General features: G+C 68.7%; 21 protein-coding genes. 13 read left to right on the top strand and 8 right to left on the bottom strand.

Features of this window, described 5'->3' with window-relative positions; genetic code table 11:
• Positions 1-94 precede the first annotated feature (94 nt).
• The 4 genes from lysA (at position 95) to AB0C30_RS12420 (ending at position 4,297) form a co-directional block, all read left to right on the top strand.
• Positions 95-1,477, top strand: a complete 1,383-nt coding sequence (gene lysA / locus AB0C30_RS12405; RefSeq protein ID WP_357942552.1) for a diaminopimelate decarboxylase — start codon at positions 95-97, stop codon at positions 1,475-1,477.
• On the top strand, positions 1,474-2,763 hold the full coding sequence (locus AB0C30_RS12410) for a homoserine dehydrogenase (RefSeq protein WP_357942554.1): 1,290 nt from the start codon (positions 1,474-1,476) through the stop codon (positions 2,761-2,763). The genes lysA and AB0C30_RS12410 overlap by 4 nt, the downstream gene beginning before the upstream one ends.
• Before the next feature lie 253 nt (positions 2,764-3,016).
• Positions 3,017-3,478, top strand: coding sequence for a hypothetical protein (locus AB0C30_RS12415; protein ID WP_357942556.1), 462 nt, complete (start codon positions 3,017-3,019; stop codon positions 3,476-3,478).
• 222 nt (positions 3,479-3,700) lie between these two features.
• A complete protein-coding gene (locus AB0C30_RS12420) occupies positions 3,701-4,297 on the top strand; it encodes a hypothetical protein (protein WP_357942558.1) in 597 nt (198 codons plus the stop codon).
• A 246-nt stretch (positions 4,298-4,543) separates the two neighbouring features.
• On the opposite strand, the gene AB0C30_RS12425 is transcribed toward AB0C30_RS12420, so the two are convergent.
• On the bottom strand, positions 4,544-5,158 hold the full coding sequence (locus tag AB0C30_RS12425) for a TetR/AcrR family transcriptional regulator (protein WP_357942560.1): 615 nt from the start codon (positions 5,156-5,158) through the stop codon (positions 4,544-4,546).
• Positions 5,159-5,371: 213 nt separating this feature from the next.
• Between AB0C30_RS12425 and AB0C30_RS12430 the strand changes: the two genes are divergently transcribed.
• The 3 genes from AB0C30_RS12430 to AB0C30_RS12440 all read left to right on the top strand — a co-directional run bounded on the left by AB0C30_RS12430 (position 5,372) and on the right by AB0C30_RS12440 (position 8,516).
• A complete protein-coding gene (locus AB0C30_RS12430) occupies positions 5,372-6,856 on the top strand; it encodes an MFS transporter (RefSeq protein WP_357942562.1) in 1,485 nt (494 codons plus the stop codon).
• 102 nt (positions 6,857-6,958) lie between these two features.
• Positions 6,959-7,627 carry an SGNH/GDSL hydrolase family protein gene (locus AB0C30_RS12435; protein ID WP_357942564.1) on the top strand — a complete coding sequence of 223 codons (669 nt, stop codon included), beginning with the start codon at positions 6,959-6,961 and terminating at the stop codon, positions 7,625-7,627.
• 115 nt (positions 7,628-7,742) lie between these two features.
• Positions 7,743-8,516: a TIGR03084 family metal-binding protein gene (locus AB0C30_RS12440; protein WP_357942566.1), complete on the top strand. Its 774-nt coding sequence runs from the start codon at positions 7,743-7,745 to the stop codon at positions 8,514-8,516.
• A 103-nt stretch (positions 8,517-8,619) separates the two neighbouring features.
• Here AB0C30_RS12440 and AB0C30_RS12445 read toward each other — a convergent pair whose 3' ends face one another.
• The gene (locus tag AB0C30_RS12445) at positions 8,620-9,555 is read right to left on the bottom strand and encodes an SDR family oxidoreductase (RefSeq protein ID WP_357942568.1); all 936 of its coding nucleotides are present in this window, start codon (positions 9,553-9,555) and stop codon (positions 8,620-8,622) included.
• Between the two features lie 104 nt (positions 9,556-9,659).
• Here AB0C30_RS12445 and AB0C30_RS12450 point away from each other — a divergent pair, with 104 nt between their 5' ends.
• Positions 9,660-10,232, top strand: a complete 573-nt coding sequence (locus AB0C30_RS12450) for a helix-turn-helix domain-containing protein (RefSeq protein ID WP_357942571.1) — start codon at positions 9,660-9,662, stop codon at positions 10,230-10,232.
• Here the strand turns inward: AB0C30_RS12450 and AB0C30_RS12455 are convergent.
• The gene (locus AB0C30_RS12455; protein WP_357942573.1) at positions 10,225-11,505 is read right to left on the bottom strand and encodes an MFS transporter; all 1,281 of its coding nucleotides are present in this window, start codon (positions 11,503-11,505) and stop codon (positions 10,225-10,227) included. The genes AB0C30_RS12450 and AB0C30_RS12455 overlap by 8 nt on opposite strands.
• A gap of 73 nt (positions 11,506-11,578) precedes the next feature.
• Between AB0C30_RS12455 and AB0C30_RS12460 the strand changes: the two genes are divergently transcribed.
• Positions 11,579-12,082: a MarR family transcriptional regulator gene (locus AB0C30_RS12460; RefSeq protein ID WP_357942575.1), complete on the top strand. Its 504-nt coding sequence runs from the start codon at positions 11,579-11,581 to the stop codon at positions 12,080-12,082.
• A 104-nt stretch (positions 12,083-12,186) separates the two neighbouring features.
• Here the strand turns inward: AB0C30_RS12460 and AB0C30_RS12465 are convergent, their stop codons facing one another.
• The 3 genes from AB0C30_RS12465 to AB0C30_RS12475 form a co-directional block, all read right to left on the bottom strand.
• Positions 12,187-12,732 carry a GNAT family protein gene (locus tag AB0C30_RS12465; RefSeq protein ID WP_357942577.1) on the bottom strand — a complete coding sequence of 182 codons (546 nt, stop codon included), beginning with the start codon at positions 12,730-12,732 and terminating at the stop codon, positions 12,187-12,189.
• A gap of 92 nt (positions 12,733-12,824) precedes the next feature.
• Complete coding sequence (locus AB0C30_RS12470; protein ID WP_357942579.1) at positions 12,825-13,184, bottom strand: nuclear transport factor 2 family protein; 360 nt, start codon at positions 13,182-13,184, stop codon at positions 12,825-12,827.
• Between the two features lie 99 nt (positions 13,185-13,283).
• Positions 13,284-13,904: a helix-turn-helix domain-containing protein gene (locus AB0C30_RS12475; RefSeq protein ID WP_357942581.1), complete on the bottom strand. Its 621-nt coding sequence runs from the start codon at positions 13,902-13,904 to the stop codon at positions 13,284-13,286.
• 48 nt (positions 13,905-13,952) lie between these two features.
• Between AB0C30_RS12475 and AB0C30_RS12480 the strand changes: the two genes are divergently transcribed.
• The 4 genes from AB0C30_RS12480 (at position 13,953) to AB0C30_RS12495 (ending at position 17,760) form a co-directional block, all read left to right on the top strand.
• Positions 13,953-14,903 carry an NADP-dependent oxidoreductase gene (locus tag AB0C30_RS12480; RefSeq protein ID WP_357942583.1) on the top strand — a complete coding sequence of 317 codons (951 nt, stop codon included), beginning with the start codon at positions 13,953-13,955 and terminating at the stop codon, positions 14,901-14,903.
• A gap of 164 nt (positions 14,904-15,067) precedes the next feature.
• Positions 15,068-15,589, top strand: a complete 522-nt coding sequence (locus AB0C30_RS12485) for a hypothetical protein (protein WP_357942585.1) — start codon at positions 15,068-15,070, stop codon at positions 15,587-15,589.
• Positions 15,590-15,691: 102 nt separating this feature from the next.
• Entirely contained in the window at positions 15,692-16,975 is a 1,284-nt protein-coding gene (locus AB0C30_RS12490; RefSeq protein ID WP_357942587.1) for a histidine kinase, read from the top strand.
• On the top strand, positions 16,975-17,760 hold the full coding sequence (locus AB0C30_RS12495) for a response regulator transcription factor (protein ID WP_357942589.1): 786 nt from the start codon (positions 16,975-16,977) through the stop codon (positions 17,758-17,760). The genes AB0C30_RS12490 and AB0C30_RS12495 overlap by 1 nt, the downstream gene beginning before the upstream one ends.
• On the opposite strand, the gene AB0C30_RS12500 is transcribed toward AB0C30_RS12495, so the two are convergent.
• Complete coding sequence (locus tag AB0C30_RS12500; protein ID WP_357942591.1) at positions 17,708-18,520, bottom strand: CPBP family intramembrane glutamic endopeptidase; 813 nt, start codon at positions 18,518-18,520, stop codon at positions 17,708-17,710. The genes AB0C30_RS12495 and AB0C30_RS12500 overlap by 53 nt on opposite strands.
• 105 nt (positions 18,521-18,625) lie before the next feature.
• Positions 18,626-18,925 carry an ATP-binding protein gene (locus tag AB0C30_RS12505; RefSeq protein WP_357942593.1) on the bottom strand — a complete coding sequence of 100 codons (300 nt, stop codon included), beginning with the start codon at positions 18,923-18,925 and terminating at the stop codon, positions 18,626-18,628.
• Positions 18,926-19,210: the final 285 nt, after the last annotated feature.

Raw genomic sequence — 19,210 nt, forward strand, 5'->3', positions numbered from 1 at the left:
AAAATCGTAAAAATATCCCTCCTGGAGCTTGATCGCGTCTCGATACGTGGGCAGCGGGTCCGGGCGGTTCGACGGTTCCGATAGCCTCGTTCGGGTGAGTCGATTCGTCCATCCCGCCGGGGACCGGCACGCAGAGATGCTGCCCCACGAGCGCCCACCGCTGGCGCCCGCCGACCTCAACCGGATCAATCCCTCGATCTGGCCGCGAACGTCGAGCCGGACCGATGGCGCGCTCACGATCGGCGGCGTGGACGTCCGCGATCTGGCCCGCGACCACGGCACGCCCCTCTACGTGTTCGACGAGGACGACGTGCGCTCGCGCATGCGCGACTACGCCACGGCCTTCGCGGGCTCCGAGGTCCACTACGCCGGCAAGGCGTTCCTGTGCAAGGAGATCGTCCGCTGGCTCCAGGACGAGGGCCTCGGCCTCGACGTGGCCAGCGGCGGCGAGCTGGCGGTGGCGCTCAGCGTCGGCTTCCCGGCCGCGCGCATCACGCTGCACGGCAACAACAAGTCGGCCGCCGAGCTGTCCAGGGCGCTGGAGGCGGGCGTCGGGCACATCGTCGTCGACTCCTACGAGGAGATCGCCCGGCTCGGGTTCCTCGCCGAGAGGCACGGCACGCGGCCCAAGGTCATGATCCGGGTGACGACCGGGGTCGAGGCGCACACGCACGAGTTCATCGCCACCGCGCACGACGACCAGAAGTTCGGCCTGTCGCTCAACACCGGGGCCGCCGCCGAGGCCGTACGCCGCATTCTCGCGCTGCCCGCGCTGGAGCTCGTCGGGCTCCACTCGCACATCGGCTCGCAGATCGTCGACACGGCCGGGTTCGAGGTGGCGGCGCGCCGCCTGGCCACGCTGCTCGTGCAGATCAAGGACGAGCACGACGTGGTGCTGCCCGAGCTCGACCTGGGCGGCGGCTACGGCATCGCCTACGTCGAGGGTGACGAGGCCCCCGACATCAAGGAGATCGCCGACGGCCTGCGCGAGATCGTCACCAAGGTCTGCACCGACGCCGGGCTGCCGGTGCCGAGGCTGACCGTGGAGCCCGGCCGCACCATCATCGGGCCCGGCGGGATCACGCTCTACGAGGTCGGGACGGTCAAGGACGTTGAGGGGCTGCGTACGTACGTCAGCGTCGACGGCGGCATGAGCGACAACGTGCGCACCGCGCTCTACGGGGCCGAATACACCGCCGTGCTGGCCAGCCGCGAGAGCTCCGCCGAGCCCATGCTCAGCCGCCTGGTCGGCAAGCACTGCGAGAGCGGCGACATCATCGTGCGCGACTGCTTCCTGCCCGCCGACCTCGCGCCGGGCGACCTGATCGCCGTGGCGGCCACCGGTGCCTACTGCCGGTCGCTGGCCAGCAACTACAACTATCTGCCCAAGCCCGCCGTGGTGTCCGTCACCGACGGCGAGGCACGTGTCATCGTGCGGGGCGAGACCGAGGACGACCTGTTGAGGGGGCAGTTGTGAAACCGCTGAAAGTGGCCCTGCTGGGCTGCGGGGTGGTGGGCTCGCAGGTCATCCGCCTGATCCACGAGCAGGGCGACGACCTGGCCGCCCGCATCGGCGCGCCGCTGGAACTGGCCGGTGTGGCCGTACGCCGGCTCGGCCGCAAGCGCGACGTCGAGGTGGCCCCCGAGCTCCTGACCACCGACGCCGAGTCGCTGGTCACCCGCGACGACGTCGACATCGTGATCGAGGTCATCGGCGGCATCGAGCCCGCCCGCTCGCTGATCGTGTCCGCCCTGTCCAGCGGCAAGTCGGTCGTCACCGCCAACAAGGCCCTGCTCGCCGAGGACGGCGCCACCCTGCACGAGGCCGCCCGTACGGGCGGCGGCGACCTCTACTTCGAGGCCAGCGTGGCCGGAGCCATCCCGCTGCTGCGCCCGCTGCGCGAATCACTCGCCGGCGACCACGTCAAACAGGTCCTCGGCATCGTCAACGGCACCACCAACTACATCCTCGACAAGATGGACTCCACGGGCGCCTCGTTCACCGACGCCCTGGAGGAGGCCCAGACGCTCGGATACGCCGAAGCCGACCCCACGGCCGACATCGAGGGCTTCGACGCCGCCGCCAAGGCCGCGATCCTGGCCGGCCTGGCCTTCCACAGCCGGGTGACGGCGGAAGAGGTGCACCGCGAGGGCATCACCGAGATCACCGCCACCGACGTGGCCTCGGCCAAGGCCATGGGCTACGTCATCAAGCTGCTGGCCATCTGCGCCCGCTCCGACGACGGCCGCTCGGTCGGGGTCCGCGTACACCCGGCGATGATCCCCCGGACACACCCGCTGGCCGGCGTACGCGAGGCGTACAACGCGGTCTTCGTGGAGGCGGCGTCGGCGGGCCAGCTCATGTTCTACGGCAAGGGCGCCGGCGGCGCGCCGACGGCCTCGGCCGTGCTCGGCGACCTGGTGGCGGTGGCCCGCAACCGCCTGGCGGGCACGCGCGGCCCCTCGGAGTCGACGTACGCCGACCTGCCCGTGCACCCCATGGGGGCGACCGTCACGCGGTGCCACGTGGCGCTGGACGTGGCGGACAAGCCGGGCGTACTGGCCCGGGTGGCGGACCTGTTCGCCAAGCACGACGTATCAATCCAGACGGTACGCCAGGAGGGCCACGGGGACGACGCCCAACTCGTCATCGTGACCCACCGGGCAACGGACGCGGCACTTACGGCCACCATGGAGGGCCTACGGGATCTCGACATCGTACGAGCCGTGGCCAGTGTGATGCGGGTCGAGGGCGACCTCTGACAAGCACGGTCCTCCCCTTGGGGCGCTTCGCGCTCTGAGGGGTCGGGCTGTGTTCTGTGGGGGGCTCGGCGCCCCCCACACCCCCACAAAGGCATGGTCCTCGCTGCGCTCGGGCGTTCTTCCACAGGAGGGCTTCGCCCTCCTGAACGCAGGCGGACCTTTGGCCTGAGCGTGTCCGACAGCAATCCGGGACCGTCTTGATCGGCCGGGCGTTCCCATGACTTCGGAATCGGTTCCGAAGTAGCGTCGCGGTATGGCTACTCCGACCGTGCCTTTCTCCGACCTCTCGAAGCACTCCAAACGAGTGGCAGCCACGCTCAGCCGAGTGCACCGGTTGCATGTCAAACGCCGCGACGGCGAAGACCTGTACATCACCACCGCGCGGCACGATGGGGAGCGGAAGGAGACGGCCGATGTCGTGTCTCGCCTGCTGGCCGCACTGGTCGCGAGCGATGAGGGGACGCGGGCGGTCGAACGTGCCCTGCCGGTGGTCTTCCCGTGGGCTCGCCACCTTTCGGTTGGCGAGCGTCAGGAATTCTTCCGTGACATCGTCGACGCTACTCGCGATGTCGTCGATCTCGACGTGCATGCCACGTTGCATCGAGTTACGGCTGAATGGCGGGCGACTGCCCGAATCCTGGCCGATCCGGCTTTGGCCGCGCAGGCGGGCCAGCCTTTGCCCGATGAGGAGCACGGCGAGGTATTCGCACCGTGAGCCCAGAGCGCGGAGATGATGTGGCACCGCCACCGGTGGGTGCCGAATGGCGGTTGCGGTTCGCGACAAACGATGCCGCCAAGGGATGAGGAGACCGGTGCTCGCAACACGCCGTTCCAAGCAGGGCCGACGAGGTCAAGCATCACGATGGGATCGGCATTTGTCTCACGGCAGGAGCAAATAGCCCACAACATCTCCGAGGTTTCCCGCGTCGGACTGACTATGACCTCACTCACCGAGCGCACGAGCCACCCAAGAGCCCGCCGATACCAAACCTGGACCAGCGCCGCCTCCCTGGCCGCCTGCCTGACGGTCGTCCTCGGCGGAGGTATCGCCAACGCGGCCACTGTGGACGGTGCGGCGGCACCGGTTACCACCATCGCGGCGAATGCCGCCGACCGGGTCGACTGGGCTTCCGTTGTGGAGTCGGCTCTGAACTGCCCCAAACCGAGGCCGCGGGCCGCTTGGTACGTCGTGCACGCCCGCGTAGCGGCCGTCGGCGACCTTACCCGTGACGGCAAGCGTGAGACCGTCGTCGTGTCGTCGTGCCCGAGCTCGACGTCGAGCAATCCCTTGATCGCCTTTGTCTACGACGGAGCCTCCAAGCCCTCGGCTCCGCGCTTGCTCGGGAAACTCGGCAAGAACCGCTACTTCAGGACCCTGAAGGTCGCGATCCGGGGCGGGAGCGCGCACCTGCACGGCAAGGCGATCAGCGACCGGGCTCCCAGATGCTGTCCAGACCTGATCGTCAGCCAAACCTACAGGTGGGACGGCACGCGGTTCCGCAAGACGGCGGACAAGGCACACCGCACCACGTGACCACTCGACCTGGCCTACGACCCCTACAAGCCGATCTCACGAACCGGTCGCAGCAGATCGGAACGTCAACCCGAGGTTCCAGGACCCGCCGACAAGGTCAGCATCGTCACGGGAGTTGATGCCGGCCTCTCATCGCAGGTCAGAGGGAGATGATCTCCTCACCGAACCTCCACACGAGTTCCTGGCGGATGCGGGCGAGGCCGGCGGCGGCCTCGCCCGCCACCGCGCGCAGTACGGCGGTGAACCTCATGGCCGGGGCACGACTCCGTTGCTGAGGGCGTCGAACAGGCGCTCCAGGCGGGCGCGGTGGTCGTCCGCGATGGTGTCGGCCGGTTCTCCGGCGATCAGGAGCCGGGCGGTCTCCACCAGTACGGCGGTGTAGCCGGCGATGAAGAAGGCGGCGAGCAGCGAGGCGTCGCCGTCGAAGGCCGGGTCGTGTTCGAGCTCGCCGGCGAGGGTCTGTTGGAGGTCGGAGGCGATCTCCCTGGCGCGGGCGACCAGCGCGGGCGAGGCCGCGACGGTCCGGAAGAAGGGGACGGACCCCTCCTTGAGGCCGGACAGGGCGTGCCGCTCCTCCAGGAGACGGAACGCCGTATCGCGCAGGGACCTGAGCACTCCGGCGTCCGGGGCGCGGTCGCGTACCGCTGAGCGCAGGAGCTCGACGGCGTCGACCTCGCGGTCCAGGAGGAGGTCCTCCTTGCGCGGGAAGTGCTTGAAGACCGTTACGGCCGAGACCCCGGCCTCCCGCGCGACCTCGGTGACCGTGACCGTGTCGAATCCGCGTTCGAGGAACAGCCGGGTCGCCACCTCTGAGATCTTCGCGCGCGTCTGCGGGCCGCCTCGCGCTCCGGTCCTGGGCATTCGGCCCCACTTCCTTGTGTCACTTAACTTAGTCAGTTAACGTAGTGGCATGTTCATCGAACAGACAACCGTCATTGTCGCCGGAGCGGGCCCCGGTGGGCCCCAGCGGGCCGCGGTACCCCGGCCGCGTCCCGTAGGGGGCAGGGGAGGCGACCGACTCGCACGAGCGGCCGGATCGCCCCGTGCTGGATCGCCCCACAGGCGCAGGTCTCCATGAATGAGAGGGCGGCGGCCCGGCCCGGTCGTACCCCCAGGTCGCTGCGGGAGGCGTGGGTCGCGTTGGCGGGGCTGTCGGCGGTGTTCCTCTTCGAGATGCTGGACAACTCGATTCTGAACGTCGCGCTGCCCGTGATCGGACGCGAGCTGCACGCCTCGACGACCGCGTTGCAGTGGATGACGGGCGCCTATGCGGTCGTGTTCGGCGGGTTGATGCTGGCGTTCGGCGCGGTCGCCGATCGGTTCGGCCGGCGGCGGATCATGCTGATCGGGCTGGTCCTGCTCGGCGGGGCGAGTCTGGCGACCGCCGTGGTCACCAGCGCCGAGCAGCTGATCGCCGTCCGGGCGACGATGGGGGTCGCCGCGGCGATGACGACCCCGGGATCGATGGCGCTGGCGTTCCGGCTGTTCGACGAGGACGGCCTGCGCGTGCGCGCGCTGACCCTCATCTCGACCGTGGGCCTGGTCGGGCTCGCGGTCGGCCCGACGACGGGCGGCCTGGTGCTGGCGATCGCGCCCTGGCAGGTCCTGCTGCTGGTGAACGCGCCGATCGCCGTGCTCGCGTTCCTTGGCGTACGGTCCGGCATCGCCGCCGACGACCCGGCCGGCCTCCACCGCGACCCCCTCGACGTACCCGGGATGCTGCTGGGTACGGCGACGATCGTACTCGCGCTCCTCGCGCCGACGCCGTTCGTGGACCAGGGCGCCGGCTCCTGGGCGCCCTGGTCGGTCACCGCCGCGGCCGCCGTGACGGCGATCTGCTTCGTCCTGCGCGAGCGCCTGGCCCGCCATCCGCTGCTCGACCTGAAACTCCTCGCCCTCCCCCTGGTCTCCAGCGGCCTGGCCTACAAGGCCGCCACCGGGCTGGCGACCGCCGGACTCGGTTACATGGTGACGCTGCAGCTGCAGCTCGACTGGGGCTGGACGCCCGCACTGGCCGCCATCGGGATGCTGCCGCAGGTCGTCGTCCTCATCGCCGGCAGCGCGTTCGTCAACCCGTTCGTACAGCGTGTCGGCCTGGACCGGGCCGCATGGATCAGCGCCGCGGCGGTCGTGTCCGGCCTGGCCGTCTACGGCCTGCTCGGCCGGTCCGGCTACCTGTGGGTCGCGATCGCGCTCGTCCTCGTGGCGGCCGGGATGCGCGTGGTCGGTGTCGTCGCCGGGCTCAACGTGGTCCGCGGCCTGCCCGAGAACCGGACCACCATCGGCACCGCGCTCGTCGACACCGCCACCGAGGTCACCTCCGGCACCGGCATAACCGTCACCGGCACCATCCTCGCCACCCTGTTCACCGGCGACATTGCCACCTCCCACTGGAGCTCGCAGCAGACCGGCGAGTTCCACCGGGCCGTCACGATCGCGAGCCTCACCCTCACCATCGTCGCGGCGGTCCTCGTCGGCTGGGGGATCGCCCGCACCCGGTACGCGGCCGGCGACCAGGCGGCCACTTCCATCGACGACCCCGTCCCCCAGGACACCTGACTCCCCGCGCACCATCATCGCCGGCCAAGGCGGCCCTGGCCACACGGCACTTCGGAGAGCTGCGCAGCACTGCATTCCCCGAACCGATTTCAAGGAGCACACATGACGATCACCCTCCGACCCGGGAGCACCGTGGTGTTCACCGGCGATTCGATCACCGACTGCCGGCGGCTGGAGAGCGAAGACGGTCTCGGGTCCGGCTACCCGCTGCGCATCGCGGGCGAGTGGGGCCTGCGGCATCCGGACCGTCCCGTGACCTGGCTGAACACCGGGATCGGCGGCAACAAGGTGATGGACCTCGAGGCCCGCTGGCAGGCGGACGTGCTCGACGCGCACCCGGATGTGGTGTCGATCCTCGTCGGGGTCAACGACATGGGCTGGCACACGCTGGACCCGGAGGGGTACGTGATCTCCGTGGCGGAGTTCGAAGCGGGTTATGACCGCCTGCTCGCGCCCCTCGCCAAGGCGGGCACGGAGCTGATCCTCATCGAGCCGTTCCTCCTGCCGATTCACGGCGTCGTCGAGGCGGGTGTCGCACGCGCACGTATCGGAGAGGAAGAGCGGAAGGAATGGCGCGCCGACCTGAACCCGAAGATCCAAGCCGTGCGGGAACTCGCCGGCAAGTATGGCGCCCATCTGCTTCCCGCCGACGGCATGTTCGCCGAACTCGCGGCGACGACCGGGCCGGAATACTGGGCCGAGGACGGCGTGCACCCGACACCGGCCGGTCACGCCGCCCTCGCGGCGGCCTGGTTGCGCCTGGTCTCGTGACCGGGCGCCCGGTTCTCAACCTGTCGGCGACGCGTGAACCAGAGCCAGTTCGGCTTGCCGAGATCGACCTCAGATAGCCTGACCCCCCTAGATCAACTGCGTGGAGGTGACACCGATGTTGAACTATGGCCTTGACCTGTCCGGTGTAGAGCTCGACCGGGCTCTGCCCGACTTGGTGGCTGAAGGGGATGAGCTTGACGCCCTGGTATCAGCGGAGGCCGACTGGTCGAAGCCGACGCCGGCAGTGGGGTGGACGATCGCCCACCAGATCGCTCACCTTGCTTCAGCCGATGCGAACGTTCTCATCGCTATCCGGACCCCGGAGGCGTTCGACGCCGTGCTGAAGCAGGCAGAAGCCGCGGGCAGCCAACACGCCGATCTCGACGCCGCCGCGGGAGCAGCCAAACCGCGATCAGCGCTGCTGGAACAATGGCGCGCCGGCCGGGCCGAGGTGGCGGCGGAGCTACGTGACCTTCTACCGGACCAAGGGCTTCCGTGGTACGGCTCGCAGTTGACCACAGTGCTCATGGTGCCGCTTCGACTGATGGAGACGTGGGCTCACGGCCAGGACGTTTTCGACGCGCTGGGTGTCTCACGCCGTCCGACGGGCCGGCTCCAGCACGTGGCCTCGTTGGGAGTGATAGGGCGAGAGCTGTCGTTCTACGCCGCCCAATTGCCTACTCCGGCAGAGCCGTTCCGTGTCGAGCTGACTGCTCCCGACGGCCAAACCTGGGTGTGGGGCCCAGGAGATGCTGAACAACGGGTTCAGGGCAGCGCCCTCGACTTCTGCCTTCGAGTCACCCAGCGCAGGTCCCGAGCCCAGACGGACCTCACGGCAGTCGGCGAGGACGCGCAGAAGTGGCTTGAGATCGCTCGCGTCTTCCTCTGAGGAGGCGAGTAGACATCAGCTCAGGTCCGCCCTCCTGAACGCAGGCGGACCTTTGCCCTGAGCGCGTCCGTCAGCAGGCTCGTCTAAAGAGAGCCGCAGCCGATCAAGCGGATGAACTGTGGAAGTAGTGCCCCTTGTCGAGGTCGTCGATGAGTCCGGGCTGGGTCGGCTGCCACCCCAGTAGCTCGCGGGTCAGCGTGCTCGAGGCCGGGCTGTCGGTCGAGAGGAAGCCGGCCAGCCAGCTGAAGTGCTCGCCCGCGTTCTCCGGTGAGACGGCGGTCACCGGGATGCCGAGATGCCGGCCGATCACTTCGGCGATGGCGCGGATCGGCACACCCTCGTCGGCGACAGGGTGCAGCGCCGATCCCGCCGGGGCGTGCTCCAGCGCCAGGCGGAACAGATGGGCGGCGTCGACCCGGTGTACGGCGGGCCAGCGCGTGGCCCCATCGCCGATGTAACCGGAGACGCCCTTGTCGCGGGCGATGCCGACCAGAGCCGCCATGAAGCCGTAGTCTCCTTCGCCGTGCACCGTCGGCGGTAGCCGCACGACCGACGAGCGGACGCCGCGGGAAGCGAGGGCGAGCGTCAGCCGCGCGGTGGCCTGACGAGCATGCGGACCGCTGCCCGGCTGCGCCGTATCCGATGTGGAACCACGCCCGTCCTGCTCGGTCGCCATTCGCCCTGGTGCCACCCCGAGCAGCCCGGAGGCGAGAACGAACGGTCGATCAGATCCCGAGAGTGCCTCGCCCATCGTCTCGACGGCCTGGCGGTCCGCGTCGACGGCGCCCTGGAAGTTTCCAGAGAAGGCGAGGTCGTGCTTGAACGCGAGGTGGATCACGCCGTCCGACGCGTCGGCCGCACTCCGCAGGCCGTCGAGATCATCGAGTGTGCCGTGGTGCACCTGCGCCCCAGCCTCGGCGAGGGCGGCGGCCGAGGCGTCCGAACGTGCCAGCCCGGTGACCTGATGGCCCGCGCCGATGAGCTCGGGAACGACGGCGGAGCCGATCCAGCCGGACGCGCCGGTGACGAAAACGCGCATGAGAAAACCTCCGGAAAAAGTCGGCCGAGCGGCCGACTGATGTCAGTTGCTGTCATCACAGTAGCAAGCAATGTCAGTCGCTGTCATCACGGTACGATCGGGGCATGGGGCGATGGGAGCCGAACGCGCGCGGCCGGCTGGTGCAAGCGGCAATGGAGCTCTACGGCGAACGCGGGTACGAACAGACCACGGTGGCCGAGATCGCCAACCGGGCGGGGCTCACGGAGCGAACGTTCTTCCGGCACTTCGCCGACAAGCGTGAGGTGCTGTTCTGGGGCGGGGGCGCGCTGCAAGACCTCCTCGTGAGCTCCGTCGCCGATGCCCCTGATTCCACACCGCCGATCGACGCGGTCGCCGTGGCCTTTGAGGCCGCCGCCGCCCAGCTTCAGGAGCGCCGCGAACACGCCCGGCAGCGCCAGGCCATCATCGCCGCGAACGCGGAGCTTCGAGAGCGTGAGCTGATCAAACTCGAGTCGTTCGCCTCGGCGCTCGCCGACGCCTTGCGACTGCGCGGGGTCGCGGACACGGCCGCGAGCCTGGTCGCCGAGGCGGGGATCGCGGTCTTCAAGGTCGCGTTCGTACGCTGGCTCGCCACCGGCCAGCCAGACTTCCCGCAACTCATCCGAGAATCATTCGACGAGCTGAAGGCACTGACCGCGGGCGCGGGGGTCACCTAGGCCCACCGCCCCCGGCAGTGTCGTCTTCTGGTGCGCGTCGCATTCTTCGTACGTCTGGAACGGCAAGAACTACTGCTGTGGCGGCCAGGATCGCGCCGGTCGCGGCCCACAGCGTACGGTCAAGACCGAATCGGTCTGCGGCGGGACCGGCGAGTGCTGCCCCCAATGGGGTGATGCCGAAGGAGCCCAGCGCCTCGTAGGCCGCGACCCGCGAGAACTTCTCGTGCGGCACCTCTTGTCTGATCGTGGTCATCCAGTTGACGCTGAAGATCTCCACCCCCACCCCGGCGAACAACGACGCCGCGCAGATCACCGGCAGTGGCGCCCCGGCCGCGAACGCCGCCAGTGGCAGCACGAGCAGTGCGGCAGCGGAGGTACCGGTGACCAGCAACCGCCGCGGCCGCAACCGCACCATCAGCAGGCCGCCGAGGATCATTCCGATCGCGTCGCACGAGAGAATGAACCCCCAGTCGCGTGCCCCGCCGAGCTGACGGCCGGAAGCCAGCGCGCCGAGCACCGCGAACGCGCCGACGCCGAGCGCGTTGACCACCGCGGACTGCGCCACCACGCTCCACAGCCAGCGTCGGCCGACGAACTCGCTCCAGCCTTCTCGCAGCTCGGTGACCAGGCCGACACGTTTACGCAGCCGCCCTTCGACCCGCATCGTCGCGGCCAGTACTCCGACGATGAGAAATGTGGCCGCGTCGAGCGCGAGCACCCAGCCCGGACCGAAGGCGGCGACCAGCACGCCGCCAAGCGCGGCACCGGCGACCTGAGCGCAGTTGAGGCTGGTCCGGAAGATGGCGAACGCCTTGCTCGCGTACGCTCGATCCACGCTGCGCATCAGCAGCCCTTCGGTGGCGGGCATGCGGAACGCGATGGCGAGCCCGTTGACGCCGGCGAAGAGCATCAGCTGCCATACCTGGACCGAATGCGTGAACACCACCAGCGCGAACAGTGATTGAGCCACCGCGCTGACCAGGTTCGCGCCGACGATCACCAGGTGCCGTGGCAGCCGGTCGGCCACGACGCCCCCGATCACGAAGAACAGCACGGCCGGCAGCGTGCCCGACGCCGACACCAGGCCGACCGCGGTGCCCGAACCTCCCGCGTCGAGGATGGCGAACGCCATCGCTACCGGAGCGGCGGACGTACCTAACACGGATATGACCGCGCCCACTATCTGCAACCTGTAGTTACGGCTCTGCCACGGACCCACCTTCGCCGACGACGAGGTGGTGGGCGGGCTTGCGCTCGTCCTAGCCGAATCCATCCATTCTCCCTGAGACAGTTACATCCCGGATAATGTCAATTGTCACTATCAGGATTGAACGTATCCTGGGGGTGTGTCAACCGAGAAAACGTCGGAACCTCCCGGGCGCGAACAGCCACCATCGGGAGCCGAGCTGGCCGAGGCGCTGATGCGCACCACACATGCGCTGCGGCGGTTCGCCGGGCAGCCCTACCAGCAACGTGGCTGGTCCACCTCCCGGGTTCTGCTGATGCTCGCCGTCGACGAAGCGGGCTCGCCGCGGATGGGCGACCTCAAGGACCGACTCGGCGTCACGGGCCGATCGATCACGTCCCTGGTGGACGGCCTGGAAGACGAAGGATTGCTGCGACGGCGTACGGATCCGGCCGACCGCAGGTCCATCCGTCTGGAGATCACCACCAAGGGCCGCGAACACCTCGGCGAGATCAAGGCCCTGCACGACACGCACGCCGAACGCACCTTCGCCATCCTCAGCGAAGCCGACCGGGGCGCCCTGCTGACCATCCTCAAACAGCTCCGTGAACACGTCGCCGGCCAACTGCCCACTGCCGACAAGGAATCGCCTGAGTCACCGTGAAACGCGCGGCCGTTTAAAGAGCAGGATGTAGCCCAAGCAATCAGACACCGCCACCCCATTCGCGCCGCCCGGGCTTGCTTTCGGGTGCCTCGGGTCTGCGCGAGTCACCCCAATCTGCTGGTCCATTCTGGAGCCAGAATGGAATGCACGATCGAGTCTCGCCATCCGTCCCGGACGCGAATATGCCCGCGGATGCGGCCTTCCTCGACCATGCGGAGCTTGCTCATCACCCGGGCCGAGGGTTCATTCGCCGGGCTACGCGCGCCCCAGACTCGATACAGGCCGAGCTCGTCGAAGGCCAGCCGCAGCAGGAGCGCTACCACCGCGGCGCCTAGGCCCTGCCCCCACCGGTCAGCCCGAAGTGCGAAGCCGATCTGACCACTGTTCTGCAGTGGATGGCCGACGTCGATCGCCAGTCGCGCGAAGGCCACCAGCTCCCCGCCCGGCTCGGTCCCGGCCAGGGAGTATTCGAGCCGTGGTTCCGCTTGAGCCAACGTCATCAAGTTGTCGATCGTTGCCCGGACCTGCTCGCGGGTGCGTGGCTCGAAGGACATGTGCTCCACGACCATCGGGTCGCCGTAGATGGCCAGAAGGGCATCCACGTCGGCCGGGGTGAATTCGCGGAGGTTGACGCGCGGGGAGGCGATCATTACTGGATTCATGGGCGGTCAACTCCGGGAATCGCGCTTCAGCGTACTCGCGCAGAGAGCGTAGCCAATTCTTCGCGTGCGCCCGCCATCGATTACATCGGTGTCTGATGGATGAGGACGACCCGCCGGCCTTCGGGGGTGTGGCGATATGCGGCCGTCGCGTGCCACGAGGTCGTCTCTTCGCCGGTGGTGCTGGTCAGTGTGTAGGCGACAATGGCGCCGGAGCCGCCGAGCAACTTGACGGTGGCATCGTTTGGCTGGCTGCGCCGGTCCGGATTTCCGCTCCCTTTGGTGTACATCTGGAGCACCTGCTGCCTGGATACAACGCCATAACTACCCAAGGCTATGAAATCGTCGGCGCAATACTCCTCGAAGAACTTCTCGTCGTAGGCCGCGTCAGCGTTCAGCATCCGCTGCTCGATTTCCAGCAGCGTCCTTTCGATCTCGCTCATCTTGCCTGCTCCTCCGGTTGCGCCCTGCCGCCAGAGTGGTGGTGGGGGACTGCACGGCTCAGGCTGTCAGCCATACCTGACATCTCCCGGCAGGTACTCTCACCTGGAGAGGGGCAGCCGGACGGGCGGTGGAAGTGGCGTCGGGGCCGGGTTGGCCTGGAACGACTGGATCATCAGGGCCGCGAAGCGGCGCGACGCCGCCACTCTCATCTCGGGTGACTCGGCGCGGATGCCGTCGTTCGCCATCAGCGCCAGGCTGATGTCCTCCAGCACGAAATCCTTCCGCAAAGGGCCTGCTTCCTTCGCGCGCCGTACCAGTTCGAGCAGTCGACGCAGCGTGCGAGCGTGCTCCGCGGCGAAGTCGGCCGATTGGGGGAGTTGCGAGGTGAATGCGCGGGCGAAGCCCCGGTCGAGGGCGTGTACCTCCATGAGCCTCTCGATCACCAGGCTGAATCCGCGCCACGGGTCGCCCGCCGCCATGCCCTCCTCCACGATCGCCGAGCAAGAAGCCATCTGCTCGGCGAAGGCCTCGGCCATCAGCGCTTCCTTGGTCTGGAAGTGCCGGTAGACGGTCGCGACACCGACCTCGGCGCGCCGGGCGATCTCCCGGATCGGCACGTCGAGGCCCTCGGCGGCGAAGGCCGCGCGAGCGACCGCGAGGATGCGCTCGCGGTTGTCGCGGGCGTCAGAGCGGAGCTTCGTTATCACTTGGGCCGTCATCGCTCTCACTTTAGCTAAACGGAGAGGGTGCTCCGTTACGTTCGGCGCATGAGAGCAATCCAATTCACTGAGTACGGCCCGCCCAGTGTTGTGCACGTCGCCGAGGTGGCGGCGCCGCACGCAGGACCGGACGAGATCCGCATCGCCGTACGGGCCTCCGGTGTCTCGCCCGGGGAGACGTACATCCGCTCCGGGGCGCTGCGTGACATGGTGCCGACGACGTTCCCGTATCGGACCGGTTTCGACGCCGCGGGCGTGGTCGACGAGGTCGGCGACGGCGTCACGGGCGTGAGCGTCGGCGATGAGGTGTTCGGCATGGCCGACACGCTCGCGCGCGGCGTCAATGCCGACTTCGCGGTCCTGGCCGCCTGGGCGCCCAAACCGGCCGCGTGGAGCTGGGAGGAAGCGGGCGGCGCCGCGGGCAGTGTCGAGACGGCCACCCGGGTCCTCGACCGGCTCGCGGTCGGTGCCGGGCACACCGTGCTCGTACAGGGCGCGGCCGGTGCGGTGGGCACTGTCGCCGTCCAGCTCGCGGTCGCCCGCGGCGCCACCGTCATCGGTACGGCGAGCGAGCACAACCACGACTTCCTGCGTTCTCTCGGCGCGGAGCCGACGACGTACGGGCCGGGGCTCGTCGCACGGGTCCGCGCGCTGGCGCCGGCCGGGGTGGACGCGGTGTTCGACTGCGCCGGAGGGGCGCTGCCCGACCTCATCGCCATCGCCGGTGACACGGCGCGTGTGGTGACGATCGCCGACTTCACCGCGGCGGCCCACGGCGTACACATGTCGCACGGAGCGCCGGCCGAGGAGACGGGTACGGCCGTGGGAGCCCCCGCCGACCCGCAGGCGGTGCATGGCCTCGCGATCGCGGTCACGCTCGCCGCTGAGGGTCGGCTGCGGGTGCCGGTCGCGGCGGCGTTCCCGCTCGCCGAGGCCGCGGCCGCGCACGAACTGAGCGAAAGCCGCCACGCCCGCGGAAAGATCGTGCTGGTGAACTGATCGGCAGCCCGTGGCCGTTCACCGGTCACGGGCCCGATGCCGCTCAATGGGCCGAGACCAGCCCCACGGCGGCGGCGGTGCGCCTGTTCGTAATCCGGCAAATAGTCAACAAGCGATCCGAACTCTCACTAAGGTGATCAAGTCAAAGATCAAGGAGGAACCTGGTGAAGCAGACGATCGCCCGGCGGATCGGCCGTTCCATGCTGGTGGTGGCGCTGGCGGGAGGCGTCGCGACCGCTGGCGTCGCGTCCCCGGCGCTCGCCGCGCGGAAGGCGACGCTGGGGCCGTACGGGTACGGCAACCTGAAGCTCGGCATGACCGCCTCCAAGGCCAGGGCGACCGGGCGGATCGTCCACAAAGCGGTCGGCGACTCCGCCAGATGCACGGGCTGGGACCTCAAGGAGAACCCGTACGGCGAGTACCGGGTGGGGGTGTACGTCTCCAAGAAGCGCGGTGTCTCCATGATCGTCGCGCCGCCTGGCTTGAAGACACCGCAGGGCATCGGACTTGGCTCCAGCAACGCGCAACTGAAGGCCGCCTACCCCGGTCTGCGGCGTGGCCCGGGTGGGTATCCGACCGCCACCGTGCCGGGCAACAAGAAGGCGTTCTACATGTTCTACGTGTCGGACAACAAGGTGTCCGGCATGAGCCTGGTTCTGGCCACGCAGGACTGCGTCAGGTACTAGCCCCCATGGCCGCCGCGTCGTTAGCCGAGCAATTGGAGAGGATCGTCCGCTCTATCCTGGGACTCCGTTTCGGCTGAATGGTCACGGAAGGTCGAGGGATCCTTGAAACAGCGGACTTTCCTCGCTGCCCGCATCGACCAGTGGTCACGCGAGCACCCCAGGATGCTGGATCTGACACTGGCCGGCTTGATGTGGCTGGTTCTCGGCCCTTCGAGTGCTCTCGTGGGGCTGCCCGCCTTTCTCGTCGGCACCGCGGCCATCCTCCCTCTCGCCGTACGGCGGCGCTTTCCGACCGCGGTCCTCGCCTGGTCGGCCGCGGCCTTCGCCGTTCAGCTCGCGGTGGTGCCGATTCCGTTGCCGGCCAACGTCGCGCAGGCGATCGTCGTCTATACCGTCGCCGCGCACGTCGCGTCCCTGCCGATCCGCCTGCTCGCCCTCGGTGCCGCGCTCGTCGGCAGCGTGCTCGCCGGCTTCCGTTGGAGCGTCCCGCCTGAATACCTGACGAACGTGCTCAAGAACGCCCTGTTCTTGGGGATCCTATTTGTGCTGATCTGGGTCATCGGCAATCTCGTCCGCGGTCGTCAGGCCAACATGCGCGCGCTGCGTGAGGCCAGTGCCCGGCTTGAGGAGAGCCGGTTGCAGCGGGAGCGGTACGTCGCGCAGCGGAAACGTGTTGTCGCGGCACGGGAGATTCACGACATCCTTGCCCACTCCCTCACCGTCGTGATCGTGCAGGCTGACGGTGCCGAGTACGCCGCCGAGCACGCGCGGCCCTGGGATCGCGCGGACGTGGGAAGAGCCTTCGCGACGATCGGTCGTACCGCGCGGTCGGCCCTTACCGAGGTGCGTGGCGTCATCGAGGTACTCCGCGACGCCGACCCCGACCTCGACGGTGACGGGGCGGGCGAGCTGAGTGGGGCCGAGTTGGGGCAGCTCGTGGACTCGGTACGGGCGGCGGGACTCGCTGTGGACATCGACGCCGAGCCGGCCGTGTTCGACGATGTGCCCACCGCGATACGGTTTGCCGTACTTCGGGTCGTCCGGGAGTCTCTGACGAACGTGTTGAAGCACGCCGGCCCGCACGCCACAGCGCACGTGATCGTCGCGAGGACGCAGGAAGGGATCATGGTTCGAGTAGAGGACGACGGTGTAGGTGTCGGTGCCCGTCGTGCCGACACGATCGCGGACCACGGTTCCGAACCTGCCGACACGATCGCGGGCCACGCGTCCGAACGTTCCGGCTATGGCCTCGACGGAATGCGGGAGCGGTTGCGCGCCCTGGGTGGAGTGCTGGAGGCAGGCCCACGCCGTGACGGCGGATTCGTGGTCGCTGCCGCGATCCCCGTAGCCGTTCTGTCGCCCGCGGGTCGCGCGGAAGGGTCGTGATGAGTCCCGATCGTCTCATCCGCGTCTTCCTGGTGGACGATCAGGAGCTGGTACGTACCGGGTTCGCGATGATCCTCGACGCCACCCCGGACCTGCGGGTCGTCGGATCGGCCGCCGACGGGCAGACGGCCCTCGACGCCCTGCGGCGGACCGAGCACCGTGCGGACGTCGTCTTGATGGACATTCGCATGCCGGGCATCGACGGCGTGGAAACCGCCCGGCGGCTGCTGGCCACGCCCGACCCGCCACGGGTCGTCATGCTGACGACCTTCGACGACGACGAGCTGCTCGTCGCGGCTCTTCGAGCAGGAGCGGCCGGCTTCCTGCTCAAGGACGCGGGGGCGGCCGAACTGCTGACGGCGATCCGGGCGGCCGCCGCCGGGGAGGCGCCGGTCGCGCCGAGGCTCGTACGTCGCTTGATCGACTCGTTCGTCCTCGCGCCGCCGGCGACCACATCCGCCGAGCACCCGCCCGGCACCGCGTCCGCCGAGCGCCTGCCCGCCACCGTGTCCGCCGAGCGCCTGCCCAGCACCGCGTCCGCCGAGCGGCCGCCCACTGCCGCGTCCAGGCTGGGGCGGCTCACCTCCCGCGAACGCGAGATCCTCGCCTCGGTCGGCCTGGGACTCACCAACGCGGAGATCGCCGCGCGGCTGCAGGTGGCGGAGTCGACGGTCAAGACGCATCTCGGCTCCGTACTGCGCAAGCTCGAACTACGCGATCGTGTGCAGGCGGTCATCCTCGTGCAGACGCATGGGCTGACCGGCGACTCGCGGCGGGCCGACTGATCCCGATCGCGAGGGCGCAGGCCGCTGTGCCGACGAGTACGAACAGCCCGGTGTCACCGGCCAGGTATTCGCGTACCACCACGGGCTGCTCGGTCGAGACCACGTGCTCCAGCAACAGGGCAAAGGTGGCGTTGTGCGCGAAGTGCGCCAGCACCACCGGCCACAGGCTGCCGGACATGACGCGCAGGTACCCGAAGAGGAACGAGAACGCGATCACCGAGCCACTGAACAGCAAGAGCACCAGGCCGCGGTTCCCGTCGGTGTGGTAATACGGCGTGAACAGGATGTACGGCAGATGCCAGGCGATCCAGACAAGCCCGACGACGAACATCGCCGAGCGCTCGCCGAGATACGCGAGCCGTGGCTGCAGGTAGCCCCGCCATCCGATCTCTTCGGCGAACGCCAGGATCGGCCCGGTGATGGACACGGCGATCACCGACTGCACCCATTCGCCGTGCGGTGCGGTGAATCGGCCGAAGCCGAGCGCGACGGCGCCCGCGGTGGCGAGCAGGCAGACACCGGCGGTGGTGGCGACTGTGAGCGGCCAGGTCCGCAGGCCGAGCCGCCCCATGCCGAGCCGGCGCCAACCGTCTCCGGAGTATCCCTCTCGCGTGACGACGAGCAGCATCGCCAGCACGACGAGCAAGGGTGATAAGGCGAGCACGAGCCCATCGGCGATGTTGGCGGTGCCCAGCGAGATCGTGAGCGCCAGGACGATGAAAACGATCGACGCGGCGCGATCGGAGAGCCGTTCGAACACGGACAGACCTTCCTTCGGGGATTTGGCCTGGCCCAGTGTTCAAGAACGCGCCGCCGCCGCCATCCACCCACGGTCCGAATTCCGGCCCGGCCTCCCCTCACGGGACTAGCACCTCAGGTCGGCCCACACCACGCGGTGGCCCGCAGAATTCACGAACGTCCCCCAGTTTCCGTCGGACAGTTCCCGCACAATGTGAATGCCTCGCCCTGACTCGATCTCCGGAGAGGGGCATTGGGGAATGTGCGGTTCGGACGCGAACGCGCCCGGATCGGTGACCTCAATGCGAAGAAAGCCGGGGCCGCGACTGGCGATTACCATGACCCATTCGCGGTGCGCGCCGCCCTCCACGTGAGTGCAGGCGTTCGTGACCAGTTCGCTGACGACCTGCTGCGCGTCAAGCAGCACGGCATGGCCGGTCGTGAGCCATCACGTCATGGCCGCCCGGGCCTGCTTCGGAGCCTTGTCGCCACGGCGTAGCCTGGTCGCTCCGATGAGGGTTACCGCCTCTGTTCGCATGAGCATGAAATCCCCGATTTTGTCCTGTTGCTACGTTTGTCGCCTGCACACAAGATCGCTTTTCTGGCGTATGAGCCAGCCTCAATTAACGCGGATGTCTCTCGAAAGTCACCTCTCACGGTGCCAGCGAACGGCTACGTTAAGTGAGGGATCGGCGGGACAATCACCGCACAG

Origin of the sequence: Nonomuraea sp. NPDC048901 (assembly GCF_040649695.1) — a bacterium.
In the GTDB taxonomy this organism is placed as follows: Bacteria; Actinomycetota; Actinomycetes; order Streptosporangiales; family Streptosporangiaceae; genus Nonomuraea.